The following is an 18,787-nucleotide window of genomic DNA, read 5'->3' as shown; positions in this document are numbered from 1 at the left end:
ATCTGAACGTTGAGGTATTTTTACGCCTGGGAGTTGGCGAACGTCAAGTATGTGAATGTTAAGATATCCGCATCGGGTCGCCCGGACGGCTTCGGACAGGTGGGCGACCCGGCAGCTTCGCACAGACGGCTCCGGGAAGGCGGCGGGCATGCAGCAGCGCGACACCGTGGACGACATCGTCGAGCAGTGGGCCATGGCCCGCCCCGACCTGGATTCCGGGCCGATGGCCCTGGTCGGCCGGCTGCGACGGCTCAACGTCCGGGTCGACAACGCACTGCGCGAGTACTTCACCCGCTGCGGCCTGGACTCCTCCGAGTTCGACGTCCTGGCCACCCTGCGCCGCTCCGGCGAGCCGTACGAGCTCAACGCCCGCGCGCTGCTCAAGTCCGCGATGGTCACCTCCGGCGCCATCACCAACCGGGTCGACCGGCTGTCCGCCAAGGGCCTGGTCGAGCGCAACCCCTGCCCGACCGACCGCCGCGCCGTCCTGGTCCGCCTCACCCCGGCCGGCAAGGAGCTGATCGACGGCGCCATGGACGGCCACGTCCGCAACGAGGAACGCATCCTCTCGGCCCTCGACCAGGACGAGCGCGCCCGGCTGGACGCCCTGCTGCGCAAGCTCCTCGTCGCGCACGGGGACACCGAACCGATCCTCTGAGCCGGGGCCGGCGCACTCTGGGGCCGGCGCGCTCCGGGGGCGCTCGGTACGGGTTTCGCCTGCGGTTCCGTCGGCCGCGGCCGACGGGCCGCGTGTCCAGCGGTGTCCCGGCGGCGTTATCCCCCGTGGAAGCCCACCGGAGGAGAGGCCCCGATGAAAGAGAAGACCCCCAGGGACATCGCCGTCGACGACCAGCTGCGGGCCGCCGGTGCGGAGGGCGCCCAGTGGCTCACCTCCGCCGGGTGGGGGCCGCCGGTGAGGGTGCCGCTGCAGAACGCGGCGAAGTGGCAGCAGGAGACCAGGGCCCGGATGCTGGCGTCGCAGGCGGACGAGTCCTGCACGTGGTGCGACCACCTGCTGTACGGCGGGCCGCAGCCGGTCGTCGTGCACGCGGAACACCCGACCCACCTGATCTGCCGCGCCTGCTCCGTCGCCGCCCGCTCCCGACGGGTCTGCCTCGACTGCGGGAAGCCGGCCGCCTCCGAGTCCCCGGCCGACGGGCGGGAGGACGTCTTCATGGGACCGGTGGCGATCTACACCCGGGTGCGCTGCGCCGCCTGTCACCGGGGCGACCCGCTCAGGGGGACCTTCGGCAAGGGCGCGTGACGCCGACGTCCGGCGCGCGGCTCGCCGGCGCGCGCCCGGCACACAGCCGGTCGTTCAGCCCACCGCGCTCGGCTGTCGGCGTCCGGGGGTGCTCTCAGCCCGCCTCGCCCAGGTCCGGTGGCTGCCAGTCGTACGTCCGGGCCGAGGGGCCGAGCAGGGTGCGGGCGGGGAGGAGTCCGGCGAGGGTGAGGGCTGCGGTGCGCAGGCAGGTGGCGGCGGGGGAGCGGAGGGCGACGAGGCCGCCGATGCGACGGGAGCCGGCGGCGACCGCGGTGGTGCGGGGGAGCCGGGCTGCGGTGTAGGCGGGCAGGACGGCGGCCGGGTCGGTGGCGGGGGTGAGCAGGGAGGCGAGGATGAGCCCGTCCTCGATGGCCTGGCAGGCGCCCTGGCCCTGGAAGGGGCACATCGCGTGGGCGGCGTCGCCGAGGAGGGCGACCCTGCCGTGGTGGTGGGCGGGCAGCGGGTCGGTGAGGTCCCAGACGTCGTGGCGCAGCACGCGCCCGGGCTCGGCGAGGGCGAACAGCTGCGGCACCGGGGCGCACCAGTCGCCGTACCGGCGCAGGAGTTCGGAGCGCTCGTCGCCGTCGGCGGCCCGCTCGCCGGCCGGGGCGAGGGCGGCGCCGTAGACGTAGACCCGGCCGTCGGCGAGCGGGACGATCCCGGCGAGGCGCCCGCGGCCCCACACCTCGCCGGCGGCGGCCGGGTGACGGCCGGGGGCGACGACGGTGCGCCAGCTGGTGAAGCCGCTGTAGCGGGGGCCGGGGTGCCGCGGGAAGAGCAGACCGCGGGTCGCGGAACGGATGCCGTCGGCGGCGACGACCAGCGCGGCGTTCTCCTCTCCGTCACCGGTGCGGACGACGGCGGGCTCGGCGGTGCTGCCGGGGGTGACGAGCGTGGCGGGCGAGCCGGTGCGGACGGTGCCCTCCGGGAGTGCGTCGACCAGGGCGGCGATGACGTCGGCGCGGGCGACGGCGGCGATCATGTCGCCGAAGCAGGCCTCCAGGGCCGAGGTGCTGGTGCGGGCGAGCCAGCGGCCGGAGGGGTGGCGCAGGCCGACGGCGGGGTGCGGGGTGGCGAGGGCGCGCAGCCGTTCGCCGACGCCGAGCCGGTCGAGGGAACGCAGGGCGTTGGGGGCCAGGACGAGCCCGGCGCCGACCGGTTCGAGAGATTCGGCGCGCTCGTGGACGCGTACCGGGACACCCTGGCGGTGCAGGGCGAGCGCGGCGGTGAGTCCGCCGATGCCGCCGCCGATGACGATCGCCTGCCTGTCGGTCTGGTGCCTGCCGTCCTGTTGCCTGCGCTGCCGCCTGTCCTGCTGGGCGTCCACGGGAGGGCTCCTCTCCTCGGACTACATCTGTAGTCTCCGTCTGCCAGCACCGTACTACAGGTGTAGTTCGCGGGACACTACTGCTGTAGTGAATTGGGATCGCCCGAGGAGAAAGGCCATGATCGGACCCATGACGCCCCCGCGCCCGACCCTGATCGCCGACGCCGCCGTCACCCTGATCGCCGAGCGTGGTCTGCGCGGGCTGACCCACCGCGCCGTGGACGAGGAGGCCGGCCTGCCCGCCGGCTCGACCTCCAACCTCGCCCGGACCAGGGCGGCCCTGCTCGAACTCGCGCTCGCCCGGATCGTCGAGCGGGAGACCGAGGACCACCCGGTCCTCACCGGGCAGGCCCCCGCCGCGGCGCCGCCCGACCCCGCCGCCGCGCGGGCCCTCCTCGTACGGGTCGGTGCCGACGTGCTGTACCGGGCGCTCACCAGTGGGCGCCGGCTCACCCTGGCCCGCCTGGAGCTCGCGCTGGAGGCCACCCGGCGGCCCGAACTGCGCGCCGTCTACGACCGTCTGGGGACCCGCTTCGCCGACCTCGCCGCCGTCCTGCTCGCGCGGTGCGGCTCGGCCGACCCGACGGCGGACGCCCGCCGCCTGATCCGCTGGTGCGACGGGGTGCTGTTCAACGCGACGGCGGGCAGCGGGCACTGGCACATCCCGGCGCCGGAGGAACTGCGCGCCGAGATGGCGTGCTACCTCACCGTGCTGCTCGACCGGGAGTAGCGCGAAGGGCTACGAGGCGGTGTCAGCCCGGGCGTCGGGCGAACCGCCGGCCGTCGCCCGCGTGGCCCCGATCCGCGCGGCCTCGACCTGTGCGGCGACGACCCGGGCGGCGATGACCTGCGCGCAGTCCGCCGCGGAGGCCCGAGAGGTGTCCACCACCAGGTCGTACGTGACGCCCCGGTGCACCGACTTCGCCTGTGCGGCGGCCATCCCCGCCACCCGGTCGCCTCGCGCGGCCTCCCGGGCCGCGGCCACCGCCGGGTCGCAGCGCACCCCGACCCAGAGCACCTCCAGGCCCTCCAGGGCCGCTCGCCACCGGGCCTGCGAGGCGGTGCCGCCGAGGAACACCTCGTCCACCACGATCCGGGCCCCGGCCCGGGCCATCGCCGCCACGCCGACCGTCCAGGCGGCGTCCAGCGTCGCGAACACCGGACCGACCCGGACCGTGCCGTCCCCGTCCTCCAGTCCGCCGATCCCCTCGCCGCCGCTGCGCAGCGAGGGCGGCAGCGCGTCGACCATGGTGTCCGTGCCGAGGTGCAGCCACGGCTCCGGGAGCAACTCCTGGAGGCGTCCGGCGATGCTCGACTTGCCCGAGCTGGACCCGCCGTTGAGGACGATCACATGCATGCGCGCAGCATAGGCCGGGCACCCCGCGGCGTCGCGGCGTTTCCCCGCCGGAGGGCGTCGAGGCCGGCAGGGCATCGGGGACCGGCAGTGCGCCAGGAGGTCGCGCCCTACGCCGCCCCGGGCGCCCCCGCCGCCCCCGCCGCCCCCGCCGCGAACGCCGCCGCCGCGGACGTGAACGACGCCGCCAGCGCCGGCGCACCCGCCCAGTGCAGGTGCAGGTAGGAGGCGTGCACGTTGCCCTCCGCGAAGCCCTCCGTACGCGGCCCGGCCGGCAGGCGCCAGCCCCAGGCGGGGAGTTCGCCCGCGCCGGGCTCGCAGACCGTGCGGTGGAACTCGTGGCCGCGCAGCCTGGTGCCGGCCGGGGCCAGCGGGGAGTCGTGCAGCGCGACCGCCTCCCGGTAGCCGAGGGTGAGCCGCTCGGTCATCCGGGCGTCGGTGGCCAGCAAGCCGCACATCGGCAGGCCGTCCAACTCCCGCCCCAGGTACAGCAGCCCGGCGCACTCGGCGGCGATCGGCGCGCCCGCGGCCGCGAACGCGGCGATGGCGGCGCGCAGCCGGTCGTTGCCGCTCAGCTCGCGCACGTACAGCTCGGGGAATCCGCCGCCGATCACCAGTCCGGCGGTGCCCTCGGGCAGCGCCGTGGCGTGCAGCGGGTCGAACGGGACCACCTCCGCGCCCGCGGCGCCCAGCAGTTCGGCGTTCTCGGCGTACGAGAAGGAGAACGCGGCGCCGCCCGCCACCGCGATCCGCGGCCGGCCGGCCACCGGGGTGACCTCGGCCGCCGGGTCCCACGGCTCGGCGTCCAACTCCGGCGCCGTCCGAGCCAGTTCGAGCAGCGCGTCCAGATCGACCGAGGAGGCGACCAGTTCGCCCATGTCGGCGACCGCCTTCAGGGCCTCGGCCGAGCGCTCCACGGCGGGGATCAGCCCGAGGTGGCGGGACGGCGTGGCGACCGCGGCCGAGCGGCGCAGCGCGCCCAGCACCGGTACGCCGGAGCCCTCCTCCAGCGCCTCGCGCAGGAGGTGCTCGTGCCGGTCGGAGGCGACCCGGTTGAGGATCACCCCGGCGAGCCGCACCTGCGGGTCCCAGGAGGCGAAGCCGTGCACCAGCGCGGCCACCGAGCGGGACTGCGAGGAGCCGTCCACCACCAGCACCACCGGTGCCCGCAGCAGCTTGGCGACGTGCGCCGTGGACGCCAGCTCCCCGCGCCCGGAGGCCCCGTCGAACAGGCCCATGACCCCCTCGACCACCGCGACGTCCGCCCCCGCCGCCCCGTGCAGGAACAGCGGCGCGATCCGCTCGGGCCCGCACATGAAGGCGTCCAGGTTGCGGCCCGGGCGCCCGGCGGCGAGCGCGTGGTAGCCCGGGTCGATGTAGTCGGGGCCGACCTTGTGCGGCGACACCGCCAGTCCGCGCGCGGCGAGCGCGGCGATCAGGCCGGTGGCGACGGTGGTCTTGCCGGCGCCCGAGGAGGGCGCGGCGACGACGAGGCGGGGAATGCTGCTCAACGGTCTACCACTCGATACCGCGCTGGCCCTTGCGGCCGGCGTCCATGGGGTGCTTGACCTTGGTCATCTCGGTGACCAGGTCGGCGAATCCGGTCAGCGCCTCGGGCGCGTACCGGCCGGTGATGACGACGTGCTGGCTGCCCGGGCGGTCCCTGAGCACGGCCACCACCTCGTCCGGGTCGATCCACCCCCAGTGCATCGGGTAGGTGAATTCGTCCAGCACGTAGAAGCGGTAGGTCTCGGCGGCGAGGTCCCGCTTGACCTGCTCCCAGCCCTCCTTGGCCGCCTCCTCGCTGGACATCTCCTGTTCGGCGGAGCGCTGGATCCAGGACCAGCCCGAGCCCATCTTGTGCCAGTCGACGGTGCCGCCCTCGCCGGAGGCGCCGAGCACGCGCAGCGCGTTCTCCTCGCCGACCTTCCACTTGGCGGACTTCACGAACTGGAACACCCCGACCGGCCAGCCCTGGTTCCAGGCCCGCAGCGCCATGCCGAACGCGGCCGTGGACTTGCCCTTGCCCGGGCCGGTGTGCACGGCGGTGATCGGCAGCGTACGGCGCTGGCGGGTGGTCATGCCGTCGTCGGGAACGCTCTCGGGGACACCCTTGGGCATCGGTCAGGCCGCCTTTCGCATGGTGGTGGTCGCACGGTTCACGGAGCGGTTCGCCGAACGGCTCTCGGAGCGGTTCTCGGAGCGGTTCTCGGAGCGGTTGGCGCGGACGAGCGAGGCCACGCCCTCGGCGCGCAGCTCGTCCAGGCTGACGGCAGTGCCGCCGAGCAGCCCGGCCAGGGTGTGGGCCAGCCCCAGCCGGACCGGGCCCGACTCGCAGTCCAGCACCACGCTCGCGGCGCCCTGCGCCGCGAACAGCGCGGCCGCGCGGTGCGACTGCGCGAGCGCGTCCCGCCCGCCGGTGGCCCGGCCGTCGGTCACCACGACCAGCAGCGGGCGCCGGTTCGGGTCGCGCAGCCGCTCCACCCGCAGCACCTCGTGCGCGCGCAGCAGGCCGGCGGCCAGCGGGGTCCGGCCGCCGGTGGGCAGCGACTCCAACCGGGCCGCGCCGACCTCCACGGAGGAGGTGGGCGGCAGCGCCAGTTCGGCGCCCGAGCCGCGGAAGGTGATCATCCCGATCTTGTCCCGGCGCTGGTAGGCGTCCATCAGCAGCGACAGCACCGCGCCCTTGACGGCGGTCATCCGCTGCCGGGCGGCCATCGAACCGGAGGCGTCCACCACGAACAGCACCAGGTTGGACTCCCTTCCCTGGCGCACCTGTTCGCGGAAGTCGTCCTTGCGCAGCACCAGCGCCCGACCGCTGCGCCCGCGCGCGGCCTGGTGCGGCGCGGCGGCCTGGAGGGTCGCGGTCAGGTGCAGCCGGCCGAGCGCGCCCTGCGGGCGGCGGGCGCGGACGGTGTGCCCGCCGGTGGTCTCGGCGGGGGAACGGCGGCCCTGGGCGCCGTGGCCGGTGCCGCGGACGGTGAACAGCCGGGTCCGGTACGGGTCTCCGGCCGCGACCGGCGACGACTCCCGTGCGGGGGCCGGGTGTTGGGCCGGTACGGGCTGCTGCGCGGGTGCGTCGCCGCCCTCGGCGCCCTCGCCGCCCTCGGCGCCCTCGGCGCCCTCGGCGCTCTCGGCACCGCCGGTGCCGTCGGGGGCGGTGGCCTCCGGAGTGCCGCCGTCGGACGGATCGGGCGCCCCGCCGCCGTCCGGGCCGCCCCCGTCAGGGCCGTCGCCGTTGCCGGGGCCGTCGCCGTCGGGCCCCGGACCGTCGCCCTCGGGCTCGGGGTCCGGCTCGGGGTCGTCGCCCTGTGCCTGCTCCTCCAGCGTGCGCTCCAGCTGCTCCTCGTCCAGTCCGGGCGCGTCGAAGGGGTTGCGCCGGCGCCGGTGCGGCAGCGCAAGCCGGGCCGCCTTGCGGACGTCCTCCTCCAGCACCTCGGTGCGCCCGTCCCAGGCGGCCAGCGCGACGGCCGTGCGGGCCATCACGATGTCCGCGCGCAGCCCGTCCACCTCGAACGCGGCGCAGACGGCGGTGATCTGACGCAGTGCCACATCCGGCAGCTCCACCTTGGGAAGCAACTCCCGTGCGGTGGTGATGCGTTCGGCGAGTGCTCGCTCCTCCTCGGCGAACCGCGCGGCGAAGCCGGCCGGGTCCACGTCGTACGCGAGCCGGCGGCGGACCACCTCGGCGCGCTCGACCGGGTCGCGGGTGGCGGCGATCTCGACGGTCAGGCCGAACCGGTCGAGCAGCTGCGGCCGCAGCTCGCCCTCCTCCGGGTTCATCGTGCCGACCAGCAGGAACCGGGCCGCGTGCCGCACCGACACGCCCTCGCGCTCGACGTAGGAGCGCCCCATCGCGGCGGCGTCCAGCAGCAGGTCCACCACGTGGTCCTGGAGCAGGTTGACCTCGTCGATGTAGAGCACGCCGCGGTGCGCCCTGGCGAGCAGCCCCGGCTCGTAGGCCTTGACGCCCTCGGCCAGCGCCCGCTCCAGGTCGAGCGAGCCGACGATCCGGTCCTCGGCCACGCCGACCGGCAACTCGACCAGCTGGGAAGGCCGTTCGGAGAAAGGCGGGGAGACGTGCGGCCCGTCCGGGCACTGCGGGTCGGGCGCGGCCGGGTCGCAGGCGAAGCGGCAGCCGTCCACGGTGGCGATGGACGGCAGCAGGCCGGCCAGCGCGCGCACCATGGTCGACTTCGCGGTGCCCTTCTCGCCGCGCACCAGCACGCCGCCCACGGCCGGGGAGACCGCGTTCAGCAGCAGCCCGAGCCGCAGGTCGGCCATGCCGACGATCGCGGTGAACGGATAGCGGACGTCACTCATGCCGTACCCCACTCCTGTCGTGCCCGGTTCCGCGGGACCAGCCTGGTCCCGCGGTCCTGCCTGGCTCTGCAGACCAGCCTGGTCTCGCGGTCCTGTCCGGCTCATGCGTCACTCCCAGGGGCCCCGGGCGGGACGAACGGCAGCGATCCGGCCGCCGGCACTCCGCCCTCGATCAGCTTCCACAGCGCGTCGGTGTCGGCGTGCTCCTCGATCAGGTCGCCCAGCCGGTCCAGCCGGGCCTCGCGCGCCGCGGCGAAGGAGGTGTCCGGCGCCGCGACGAACGCCCGGCCGGCCAACCCGGCCACCTCGCGCAGGAATTCGCGGCGGAACCCGTCGTTCTCCAGCGCGCCGTGCCAGGTCGTGCCCCAGACCGAGCCCACCCGGCAGCCGTCCAGGCCCTGCCCGTGGCCATCGGAGAGGAACACCTCCCCGCCGCCCTCGACCGTCACCACCCCGTGGTGGATCTCGTAGCCCTCCACCCGCTGCCCGAACGCCTCGCCGACCGGCCGCGCCAGAACCTTCTCCACGCCGAACCGCACGTGCGTCGGCAGCAGACCGAGACCCTCGACGGCGCCCGCCTTCGACTCGACCTCGTCCACGATCGAGCGCCCCAGCATCTGGTAGCCGCCGCAGACGCCGAGGAGCGGCAGCCCGGCCGCCGCCCGCGCCCTCAGGGCCGGCTCCAGGCCGCGTCCGCGCAGCCAGGCGAGGTCCGCGACGGTGGCCCGGGTGCCGGGCAGCACCACCAGGTCGGCGTCGGCCAGCTCCTCCGGCCGGGTCGCCCAGCGCACCAGCACGCCCGGCTCCTGCGCGAGCGCGTCCAGGTCGGTGAAGTTGGACAGCCGCGGGAAGCGCACCACGGTCACCCGCAGCACGTCCGCGCCGAGCGGCCCGCGGCCGTCCACCCGGTCCACCACGGTGGACAGGTCCAGCGAGTCCTCGGCGTCCAGCCACAGCCCCGGCAGCATCGGCAGGGTGCCCAGCACCGGACGGCCGGTCAGCTCGTGCAGCATCTCCAGCCCGGGCGCCAGCAGCCGCGCGTCGCCGCGGAACTTGTTGACGAACCAGCCCGCCACGTGCCGCTGGTCCTCCGCCGAGAGCAGCGCCAGCGTCCCGTACATCGCCGCGAAGACCCCGCCGCGGTCGATGTCCCCGACCACCACCACCGGCAGGGCGGCGGCCGTGGCCAGGCCCATGTTGGCGATGTCGCGGTCGCGCAGGTTGATCTCGGCGGGCGAGCCGGCGCCCTCGCAGACGACCACGTCGTAGCGGCGGCGCAGGTCGGCCAGGCACTCCAGGGCGCGCTCCAGCAGGACGGGCTTGCGCTCGCGGTAGTCCAGCGCGCCCACCTCGGCGACCGCTCTGCCGAGCAGCACCACCTGGCTGCGGCCGTCCGCGCCCGGTTTGAGCAGCACCGGGTTCATCGCCGCCTCCGGCTCCACCCGGGCGGCCTGCGCCTGCATCGCCTGGGCGCGGCCGATCTCGGCGCCGCCGGCGGTGACGAAGGAGTTGAGCGACATGTTCTGCGCCTTGAACGGCGCGACCCGCACACCCTGGCGGACGAGCCAACGGCAGATCCCGGCCGTCACCACGCTCTTGCCCGCGTCCGAGGTCGTCCCCGCGACCAGCAGCGCGTTCGTCATGCCCTTCCCCTCTTCTTCCCCAGGAACGCCCGCAGCAGGACGTGCCCCGCGACCGTCGTACCCAGCGCCAGTGCGCCCACCCGCCGGGACAGCGCGCAGGCCCGCTCGATGTCGTCCACCGTCACCGGGCGCAGCTCCGCGCCCAGCACCGGACGGTGCTCCACCCGCTCGCCGTACCGGAGCGTCCCGCCCAGCCGAACGCCCACCGCGCCGGCGAAGGCCGCCTCCGCCTGGCCCGCGTTCGGGCTCGGATGCGCGGAGCCGTCCCGCCGCCAGACCCGCCAGGCCGTCCTGGGCTCGGGCGCGGCGGCCACCGTCAGCAGCGCCGTCAGCCGGGCGCCCGGCCAGCCCGCCAGGTCGTCCAGCCGGGCCGAGGCCCAGCCGAACCGGGTGTGGCGCGGCGAGCGGTGGCCCACCATGGCGTCCAGGGTGTTCACGGCGCGGAAGGCCAGCAGACCGGGGGTGCCGGCCAGGGCGCCCCAGGTCAGCGCGTTCACCACGGCGTCGGCGGTGTTCTCGGCCACCGACTCGACCACCGCCCGGGCGATCTGCTGCTCGTCCAGTGCGCTCGGGTCCCGTCCGCACAGGTGCGGCAGCCGCTCGCGGGCGGCCGCGAGGTCGCCCGCGGCCAGCGAGCGGCCGATGGTGCGGGCCTCCCGGGTCAGCGAGGTGCCGCCGAGCACCGTCCAGGTCGCGGCCGCCGCCAGCGCCGCCCGGCCCAGCGGGCGCCGGCCCACCGTACGGTCCAGGGCGAGCGCGCCCGCCGCGACCGCGCCGACGCACAGCGCCGTGTACCCGGCTCCGGCGGCGCGGTCGTCGCGCCACAGCCGTCGCTCCAGGGCGGTCGCGGCGCTGCCGAAGGCGGCCACCGGGTGGCCCCGGCGGGGGTCGCCGAAGCGGGCGTCCGCGGCGTGGCCCGCGACGGCGCCGAGCGCGAACGCGGCGGCGCGGGTCAGCGGGCGCGGGGCCGACGTGGGTGGGGCCACCGGGCGCGGGGTCAGCGGGCGCACGGCGGAAGGCAGCTCGAAGTCCGGCGGGGCGGGGCAGCCTGCATCGGGTGCGTGTCCTCACTCAGGGTCCGCGCCCTGGATCGACGTGACGGGGGCGAGAGTCTCCTGGCTTCCGGGTCGGACGCACCCTCGGAGCCTTCCAGCGGCCTTCGACGGCCCGCCGTGGCGATGTTCCGAGCGTGCTCCCCGGTGACAGTGGCGGGACCGCGCCGGACTTCCACCGGCTTCCTCTCCATGCCCTCCGTTTGGCCCCAGGATCCCATCACGGGCCAGAACCGGGAGTCAACCGAGGTCACGGAGGGGTTGGTCACACCCGGACATCGCTGACGCCCCCTCCGATCGCCCGGCCCGGCACCGGCCCGGTCCGCTCTCGCCGGCTCCCGTCGCCAGTCTCGCCACTCCCACCACTCTCGTGACTCTTGTGACTTTTCACCGGGACGAGCCCGTCCCCTTCCGCCTGGGTACCTCCGATCGCCCCCGTCCTCCTCGCCACGGGCTTCTGGCACCTCCTCAGCACCGCCGGGGCATCGCCCGCATGACCCGGATGGCCCAGTCCGGTGGCCGGGCGGGCGGGGCGCCGGTGAACTGGTGCCCGAGCACCGTCCGGTGCGTGAGCAACAGAGCGGGGAGCGAAATGCGTTGGGGAACCGCCGCCGTCGTGGCGGCCGCCGCGGTCGGGGCCGCCGTGCTGGTGGTCGGCCGCCGGGCCTCCGAGCGGATGGTCCGTCCGGCGACCGCCGTCCAGGAGTCCGGGCCGGTCGTGGTCCGCGGTCTCGCTCCCGGACGGATCACCTTCTCCCGCGGTCCCGAGAGCCTGCGCCCCGGCCGCTGGGCGGTCGAGTGGGCGGACGGCGGGCACGCGGTCGTCGAGGAGGTCCTGCACCGCGACGAGCAGAGCGTCACCCGCCGGCTGGTCCGCGCCGACCTGGGCACCCTCACCCCCGGCACCGAGGTTCGCTTCACTCCCCGCGTCCACCTCGGCGACCCCACCGAGGCGCTCGGCCTCGCCTTCACCGACACCACGGCGGACGGCGAACTCGGCGCCCTGCCCGCCTGGCGACTCGACGGCCGGCGCGGCACCTGGGTGATCCTGGTGCACGGCCCGGAGTCCGACCGCGGACAGACCCTCCCGGTGCTCCCCGTCCTCGACCGGCTCAGGCTGCCCGTCCTCGCCGTCACCTACCGCGGTGACGAGGGTGCCCCCGCCTCCCCGGACGGGCTCAGCCACTTCGGCGAGACCGAGTGGCGCGACATCGAGTCGGCGGTACGGCTGGCACTCGACAACGGTGCGGGCAAGGTGATCCTCTACGGCTGGTCCCTCGGCGCCACCATGGTCCTCCAGACGGCGGCCCGCTCGGCCTGGTCGTACGCCATCCGCGGGCTGATCCTCGACTCGCCCGTGCTCGACCTGCCGGCCTCCGCCCGCCGGGACGCCGCCCGGGCCGGCTTCCGGGGCGTCGCCGCCGAACTCGGCGCCCTCGCCGCGGAGGGTCGCACCGGCGTCGACCTCGCCGACTTCAGCCGGATCGCCGAGGGCACCGACCTGCGCGTCCCGACCCTCCTCCTGCACAGTCCGGCAGATCCGATCGCCCCCTTCCGCACCGCCGAGAAGCTGGCCGCCGCCCACCCCGACGTGGTCAGCCTCCGGGCGTTCCCCGGCGCCGGCCACGCCACCCTCTGGAACGCCTCCCCCGATCACTACACGGAGCTTCTCCGCCGCTGGCTCACACCGCTTCTCTAGGGCGGGACGTGCCCGTGGGGGAGAGGCCCGCCGGGCTCCGGCGCTTTTCCCGAGAGCTTCACCTGTTCACGAATGAACGTTTCTCTATTTCGCCGGGCGGCACGAGAAGTCGAACCGGCCGACTTCTCGTGCACTATGACCCCGCCGGTCCGTGCGCCATCCGTCCGGATTGGGGCTGGACAGCCCCGCCGGGCGTTGGCGGAACGGGATTCCCCCAGGAAATCCACCCCCTCGGCCGGGGCAAAAACTTGCCCCTCCTCTCAACCCCTGTCGCTACACAGTGTGACCGGTCGGACATTCCCGGCAACGGAGGCGCCTTGGGTGGCATGGCCGTGTCACACGTTTCCGGCCAGGCAGTTTGCCGTGGTTGCCCGATCTTGCGGAGGTGGCACAGGCGGTCGCCCGGTCGTACGGACAACCGGATGTGACAGAAGGCCGGTACAAGGGGAAGACTGCTCGACGTGACGTCTCGGAACCCGCGCGACCGTGATGCCCCGCTCCCGCCGACGATCGGTACCGGTGCGACGGTGACCCGTCTCCCCGGAACGGCCCAACGGCCCGCCGGTGGCAGGCAGGGCGGGGCGGGTGTCCCCCGTAACGGAGTACCCCGGCGACGAGGGCCCGCTCCGGCTCCCGGTCGGGGCCGGGTTCCCGTGCCGGAGGGCTTCCCGGCACCCTCCGAGCTGGCGCCGCTGGCCCGCCGGATGCTGGTCGACGCCGTCCGGATCGCCCGCTGGGCCGGCGAGCTGTCCGAGGTCGACAAGCGCGGCGAACTGCTCCCGGACGACGCCCGGACGGCGGGCCGGGCGCTGGCCATGACCGTCGGCGCCGCCGCCAAGGCCTGGGGACAGGCGCTGCTGGTCGGCCTGGTGGAGGCCCGGGACGGCGGAGCCGGCCCCGGCTGGCGCCTGCACGCCTGGGAGCACGACGACGAGGCCGTGGTGCGAGGCTGGTCGGCGCTGTTCGACGCCTGGACCCTGCTCGCCCCGGTGCCGCCCGCCGCGCTGCGCGGCGTGTTCGCCGTACTGGCCGGGCAGGCCGTGGACCAGGCCCCGCAGCTGCTCTCCTTCCTGCACCTGGTGGACGGCCCGGTCGCCGAGAGCGAGCTGCTGGAGCTGCTGCGCCGCGGACTGGACGAGCGACGGGTCGGCGCCGGTCTCGGCGGTCCGGGCCTGTCGCCCGTGCCGCACGCCGCCTCCGCCGTCTCCGCCGTCCGCGGCACCTGCCGGGCGCCGCAGATCGACACCCCGCCCGCGCCCTCCGACGTGGCCGCCGTCCTGGACTGGATGCTGGACGGCCTGGCGGCGGTCGGCGCCCTGGTGCGCAGGAACGATGCCGCAGAGCTGTCGCCGCTCGGCCACTGGGCGGTGCGGGCGAAGCTGGAGGAGATCTGCACGGTCGCGCAGACCGCGGCCGGGCACATCGAGCAGAGCGCCTTCGAGCTGCTGAACGCCTGTGCGGACTACTCGCCGGGCCCGGCCCGCGCCGAGTTCCGTGCCTGGGTCGCGGCGCGTCCGGCGGACCGGGCGGTGGGCGAGCTGCTGGACGCCGCTCAGGGCGACGACGCGCTGGTGCGCGGGCTCGCCTTCGAGGCGCTGCGGGTGGCCGGGGGTCCGGCCGAGCAGGCGGTGCGCGCGTCGGTGGACGAGCCGGTGCTGCGCCCCTACGCGCTGCTCTGGCTGGCGGAGCGCGCGGACGAGGGCGTCTCCCCGGCGGACGTGCTGGGTGCGGAGGACGCGGCCTGGCTCTGGGTGGACACCGCGGCCGCGGTGCTCGACCACGGTGAGACGGAGCTGCTGGTGGGCCACGTCGAGGGCGCCTCGGCCGGCGACCCGGTCCGGCTCTTCGCCAGGGCCCGGCAGTCCGGGCACCCGCGGGCGGCCTCGGTGCTGACGGCGGTCTCGGGCGTGCACCCGGACCCGGTCGTGGCCCGGGCGGCGCGGCGCTCGGCGTTCAGCGTGCACACCGGTGGCGCCTGAGTTTTATGACAATTGCGGAGGAGTCCGGGGTCCGCAGCGACGGCCGCCCCGGCGTCCGTACCGACGGTGTCTGAGCCCGTACCGACGACGCCCCGGCTGTCCCGGCTGTTGTGACACACGAGGAAGGGCCCGGAACCAACAGGTTCCGGGCCCTGACTCTTATGACAATTGCGGGGATCAGCCGACCCGCGACTCCGCCCGCCGGGCGCGGACGTCGCCGACCTTCTGCCCCACCTTGCGGCGGATGACCAGCAGCGGCGCCATCGCGGCGAGGGTGATCTGGGCGAACGCACCGACGTGCATCAGCCTGTCGCCGCCGGGCAGGCCGGTGGCCCACGCGGCCAGGCAGCCGATGGAGACCACGATCCAGCAGAGCGTGGCGGTGGCCAGCAGCCCCTGCGGCTTCGGGTACTCGATCCGGCTGACCATCAGGTACGCCGCGCCGAAGATGGCGAGCAGACCGGGCAGGAACGGCGGGTCGAGCAGCACGATGGCGATCACCGTCATCGCGCCCATCGGGCAGGGCATGCCCTGGAACACCCCGGGCCGCATCTTCACGGCCGAGAAGCGGGCCAGCCGCAGCACCACGGCGAGCAGCACGGTGATGGCGATGAGCGCCGACAGCTTGCTGTTGGAACCCTGGGAGACCATGCCCCAGACCGCGACGAAGTAGGCCGGCGCGATGCCGAAGCTGATCAGGTCCGCCAGGTTGTCCAGTTCCGCCCCGAGGGCCGAGGAACGCAGCTTGCGCGCCACCAGGCCGTCGAAGAGGTCGCACATCGAGCCGATCAGCAGCAGTGTGACCGCGGTGGCGGCGCTGTGCCGGTCCGGAGCGGCGTCCGGGTTGGTGATGTGCGGGACCAGGACCCCGGTGGTGATCGAGTAGATCGCCAGGAAGCCGCAGACGGCGTTCCCCAGGGTCAGGAAGTCGGCGGTGGACAGGTGCTGGGGAGAGCGCGGAGCGCGCAGCTCGCGGTCGCGCGCCCAGCGGCGGCGGCGCAGGGCCGTCTCCTCGTCGTCCAGGCCGACGATTGTCTCAGGATCAGTCACGGTCAAGGCGCGTCACCCCGGCTGTGGTCTTCTGGCCGACCTCGACGCCGACCTCGACGCCGGCCGGCAGGTAGGTGTCGACCCGGGACCCGAACCGGATCAGACCGATCCGGTCGCCCTGCTCGACCTTGGTACCGGCGTCGACGTACGGCACGATGCGGCGGGCCACGGCCCCCGCGATCTGGACCATCTCGATGTCGCCGAGCTCGGTGTCGAAGTGCCAGACGACCCGCTCGTTCTGGTCGCTGTCCTTGTTGAACGCGGGGACGAAGCCGCCCGCGACGTGCTCGACCGACGTCACCGTGCCCGGCAGGGGCGCGCGGTTGACGTGGACGTTCAGCGGACTCATGAAGATCGCGACCCGGGTGCGGCCGTCCGGCCAGGCATCGATGCTCTGCACCACGCCGTCGGCGGGGGAGATCACTCTGCCCGTGCCGATCTCACGCTCGGGGTCGCGGAAGAACCACAGCATGCCGGCGCCGAGTGCGCAGGCGGGTACCGCAGCCAGGGCCCACTTGCCGCTGCGCCTGGTGAGGGCGGTGGTCACGGCGGCCGTGGCGAGGGTGGGGACGAACCAGGGGGTGGCTCCGCGCGCGATGGTCACGCGGGGTCGCCGACCGGCCGTCGGGGCTGCGAGGGCATCGCGGTCCGTGACGGAGGTGTGAGGGGACGGGCTGATGGGCATCGAAGACCTTTGTCGCGGGGGATCATGGCCGCTGGACGGGGGCCACCGCGGAATCGGTAATAGAGGGACGGCTTGCTGTCCCGGTGGATGCTATCGGGAGCACACGGTGGGTGGGCAACCCGCCTGCTCGTTCAGGTGTCCGGTGGCGGCGCGTGTGCGCGTCCACTCCCACGACCGTAGCTCGGCCCGGTCCGGTTCCCAAGGGCCCGGACACGCCTGGTGACTCTTGTCTCAACGGGTGGGCGAACGGAACCCGGTGGGCGTAACGGCCGTAGCGGCCGCGAGCAGGTGTGCCGAAGCGGCCGCAGGGCGCGTCGATGCAGCTGTACGCCCTGGGGCCGCTTCCGGAGGGCCGTGCCGGACCCTGGCGGACCAGGCCGGGCCCGTGACGGGGCACGGCGCTCCGCCGGGACGGGCCCGCACGCCCGTCGACCGGCGGTTCGAGGGGCCGCCCGGCGACGTGGTCCGTCGAACGGGCGGCCGGGGGGTCACTCGGCGATCCGGTACTCCTCCAGGAGCCGGCGTCCGACGATCATCTTCTGGATCTCCGCAGTACCTTCACCGATGAGCAGCATCGGGGCCTCGCGGTAGAGGCGCTCGATCTCGTACTCCTTGGAGAAGCCGTAGCCGCCGTGGATGCGGAAGGCGTCCTCGACGACCTCCTTGCAGTACTCGGAGGCGAGGTACTTGGCCATGCCGGCCTCGAGGTCGTTGCGCTCGCCGCCGTCCTTCTTGCGGGCGGCCATGACCATCATCTGGTGGGCGGCCTCGACCTTGGTGGCCATCTCGGCGAGCTTGAACTGGATCGCCTGGTGCTCGGCGATCTTCTTGCCGAAGGTGGAGCGCTGCTGGGCGTAGGAGATGCCGAGCTCGAAGGCGCGGCGGGCGACGCCGCAGCCTCGGGCGGCCACGTTGACGCGGCCGACCTCGACGCCGTCCATCATCTGGTAGAAGCCGCGGCCGGGGACGCCGCCGAGGACGCGGTCGGCCGGGATCCGGACGTCCTGGAGGATCAGCTCGGTGGTGTCGACGCCCTTGTAGCCCATCTTCTCGATCTTGCCGGGCACGGTCAGGCCGGGAACCCCGGGGTTCGGGCCGAAACCGGACTCCTTCTCGATCAGGAAGGTGGTCATGTTCCTGTACGGGGTGTCGCCGCCCTCGTCGGTCTTGCAGAGGACCGCTACCAGGGTGGAGGTGCCGCCGTTGGTGAGCCACATCTTCTGGCCGTTGAGGACGTAGAACTCCCCGTCCTTGACGCCCTTGGTGGAGATGGCCGAAACATCGGACCCGAGGCCCGGCTCGGACATCGAGAAGGCGCCGCGGATCTCGCCGGCCGCCATCTTCGGCAGGAAGTGGTCCTTCTGCTCCTGGGTGCCGTGGGCGTTGATCATGTGCGCCACGATGAAGTGGGTGTTCACGATGCCGGAGACCGACATCCAGCCGCGGGCGATCTCCTCGACCACCAGGGCGTAGGTGAGCAGCGATTCGCCGAGGCCGCCGTACTCCTCGGGGATGGTGAGACCGAAGAGGCCGAGCTGCTTCATGCCCTCGACGATGGCGGTCGGGTACTCGTCCTTGTGTTCCAGCTCGGTCGCGACCGGAATGATCTCCTTGTCGACGAAATCCCGCACGGTGGCGAGGATGTCCCGCTGGATCTCGGTGAGGCCTTCGGTCTGTGCGAGGCGTCCCATCGTGCGGCTCCGAAATGGTCTGAGGGTCTGCGGAAGGTCGGGGAATCCCCCGGGGGGGGGGATTGCGGGGGCCCTGCCGGCGTGGCTGCGGCAGCAGGGCCCCCGGTACCGGGTGGGGCGCGGCCGATGACGGCGGCCTGCCCGTCCGGGGTCTCTCGGCAAGGGGGATCCTCCACGGACGGAGGGTCCCCCTTATAAAGGGGAGAGGATCAGGAGAGCGGGGTCGGACGGCCGGGCTGCTCGCCGCCGCGCTCCTTGGTGTACGTCTCGGTCGGCACCATCACCTTGCGGCGGAAGATGCAGACGACCGTGCCGTCCTGCTTGTACCCCTTGGTCTCGACGTACACGATGCCGCGGTCGTCCTTGGACTTGGACGGCCACTTGTCGAGCACGGTGGTCTCGCCGTAGACGGTGTCGCCGTGGAAGGTCGGCGCGACGTGGCGCAGCGACTCGATCTCCAGGTTGGCGATCGCCTTGCCGGAGACGTCAGGGACGGACATGCCCAGCAGCAGCGAGTAGACGTAGTTGCCCACCACGACGTTCCTGCCGAAGTCCGTCGTCTTCTCCGCGTAGTTGGTGTCCATGTGGAGCGGGTGGTGGTTCATGGTGAGCAGGCAGAAGAGGTGGTCGTCGTACTCGGTGACGGTCTTGCCGGGCCAGTGCTTGTAGACCGCGCCGACCTCGAACTCCTCGTAGGTGCGTCCGAACTGCATGCCTCGG

15 protein-coding genes, 1 pseudogene and 1 riboswitch are annotated in these 18,787 nt (G+C 74.2%); of the genes and pseudogenes, 5 read left to right on the top strand and 11 right to left on the bottom strand.

All coding sequences use genetic code 11. The annotated features are described in order from the left end of the window. The first annotated feature begins 148 nt into the window (after positions 1-148). Positions 149-658, top strand: coding sequence for a MarR family winged helix-turn-helix transcriptional regulator (locus ACZ7C5_RS33095; RefSeq protein ID WP_470324096.1), 510 nt, complete (start codon positions 149-151; stop codon positions 656-658). A gap of 153 nt (positions 659-811) precedes the next feature. Then, on the top strand, positions 812-1,264 hold the full coding sequence (locus ACZ7C5_RS33090) for a hypothetical protein (protein ID WP_401091176.1): 453 nt from the start codon (positions 812-814) through the stop codon (positions 1,262-1,264). 94 nt (positions 1,265-1,358) lie between these two features. Here the strand turns inward: ACZ7C5_RS33090 and ACZ7C5_RS33085 are convergent, their stop codons facing one another. Further along, a complete protein-coding gene (locus ACZ7C5_RS33085) occupies positions 1,359-2,591 on the bottom strand; it encodes an FAD-dependent monooxygenase (protein WP_470324095.1) in 1,233 nt (410 codons plus the stop codon). Between the two features lie 118 nt (positions 2,592-2,709). Here ACZ7C5_RS33085 and ACZ7C5_RS33080 point away from each other — a divergent pair, with 118 nt between their 5' ends. After that, positions 2,710-3,321, top strand: a complete 612-nt coding sequence (locus ACZ7C5_RS33080; RefSeq protein ID WP_470324094.1) for a TetR/AcrR family transcriptional regulator — start codon at positions 2,710-2,712, stop codon at positions 3,319-3,321. 99 nt (positions 3,322-3,420) lie between these two features. Here ACZ7C5_RS33080 and cpt read toward each other — a convergent pair. The 6 genes and pseudogenes from cpt to ACZ7C5_RS33050 form a co-directional block, all read right to left on the bottom strand. Further along, positions 3,421-3,942 (bottom strand): annotated as a pseudogene (cpt, locus tag ACZ7C5_RS33075) (chloramphenicol phosphotransferase CPT); the annotation flags it as partial. Between the two features lie 113 nt (positions 3,943-4,055). Then, entirely contained in the window at positions 4,056-5,456 is a 1,401-nt protein-coding gene (locus ACZ7C5_RS33070) for a cobyrinate a,c-diamide synthase (protein WP_470324093.1), read from the bottom strand. Between the two features lie 4 nt (positions 5,457-5,460). Next, entirely contained in the window at positions 5,461-6,066 is a 606-nt protein-coding gene (gene cobO, locus ACZ7C5_RS33065; RefSeq protein WP_401091183.1) for a cob(I)yrinic acid a,c-diamide adenosyltransferase, read from the bottom strand. 3 nt (positions 6,067-6,069) lie between these two features. Continuing rightward, positions 6,070-8,268, bottom strand: coding sequence for a putative cobaltochelatase (locus ACZ7C5_RS33060; protein WP_470324092.1), 2,199 nt, complete (start codon positions 8,266-8,268; stop codon positions 6,070-6,072). Between the two features lie 101 nt (positions 8,269-8,369). Further along, the gene (locus ACZ7C5_RS33055; RefSeq protein ID WP_470324091.1) at positions 8,370-9,911 is read right to left on the bottom strand and encodes a cobyric acid synthase; all 1,542 of its coding nucleotides are present in this window, start codon (positions 9,909-9,911) and stop codon (positions 8,370-8,372) included. After that, complete coding sequence (locus tag ACZ7C5_RS33050) at positions 9,908-10,897, bottom strand: cobalamin biosynthesis protein (RefSeq protein ID WP_470324090.1); 990 nt, start codon at positions 10,895-10,897, stop codon at positions 9,908-9,910. The genes ACZ7C5_RS33055 and ACZ7C5_RS33050 overlap by 4 nt, the downstream gene beginning before the upstream one ends. Before the next feature lie 123 nt (positions 10,898-11,020). Then, positions 11,021-11,151: riboswitch (cobalamin riboswitch) on the bottom strand. A gap of 404 nt (positions 11,152-11,555) precedes the next feature. Between ACZ7C5_RS33050 and ACZ7C5_RS33045 the strand changes: the two genes are divergently transcribed. Next, entirely contained in the window at positions 11,556-12,662 is a 1,107-nt protein-coding gene (locus tag ACZ7C5_RS33045) for an alpha/beta hydrolase family protein (protein WP_401091191.1), read from the top strand. A gap of 653 nt (positions 12,663-13,315) precedes the next feature. Then, positions 13,316-14,641: a hypothetical protein gene (locus tag ACZ7C5_RS33040; protein WP_188297309.1), complete on the top strand. Its 1,326-nt coding sequence runs from the start codon at positions 13,316-13,318 to the stop codon at positions 14,639-14,641. A gap of 177 nt (positions 14,642-14,818) precedes the next feature. Here the strand turns inward: ACZ7C5_RS33040 and ACZ7C5_RS33035 are convergent, their stop codons facing one another. The 4 genes from ACZ7C5_RS33035 to ACZ7C5_RS33020 form a co-directional block, all read right to left on the bottom strand. Beyond that, entirely contained in the window at positions 14,819-15,697 is an 879-nt protein-coding gene (locus tag ACZ7C5_RS33035; RefSeq protein WP_401091193.1) for a CDP-alcohol phosphatidyltransferase family protein, read from the bottom strand. Then, positions 15,684-16,376, bottom strand: coding sequence for a phosphatidylserine decarboxylase (locus ACZ7C5_RS33030; RefSeq protein WP_049655656.1), 693 nt, complete (start codon positions 16,374-16,376; stop codon positions 15,684-15,686). Before ACZ7C5_RS33030 ends, ACZ7C5_RS33035 begins: the two co-directional genes overlap by 14 nt. Positions 16,377-16,864: 488 nt before the next feature. Continuing rightward, on the bottom strand, positions 16,865-18,067 hold the full coding sequence (locus ACZ7C5_RS33025) for an acyl-CoA dehydrogenase family protein (protein WP_401091196.1): 1,203 nt from the start codon (positions 18,065-18,067) through the stop codon (positions 16,865-16,867). A 209-nt stretch (positions 18,068-18,276) separates the two neighbouring features. Further along, positions 18,277-18,780 carry a MaoC family dehydratase gene (locus ACZ7C5_RS33020; protein ID WP_401091198.1) on the bottom strand — a complete coding sequence of 168 codons (504 nt, stop codon included), beginning with the start codon at positions 18,778-18,780 and terminating at the stop codon, positions 18,277-18,279. Positions 18,781-18,787: the final 7 nt, after the last annotated feature.

The organism is Kitasatospora sp. NPDC036993 (assembly GCF_055607525.1).
This window is presented reverse-complemented; position numbering and strand designations above follow the sequence as displayed.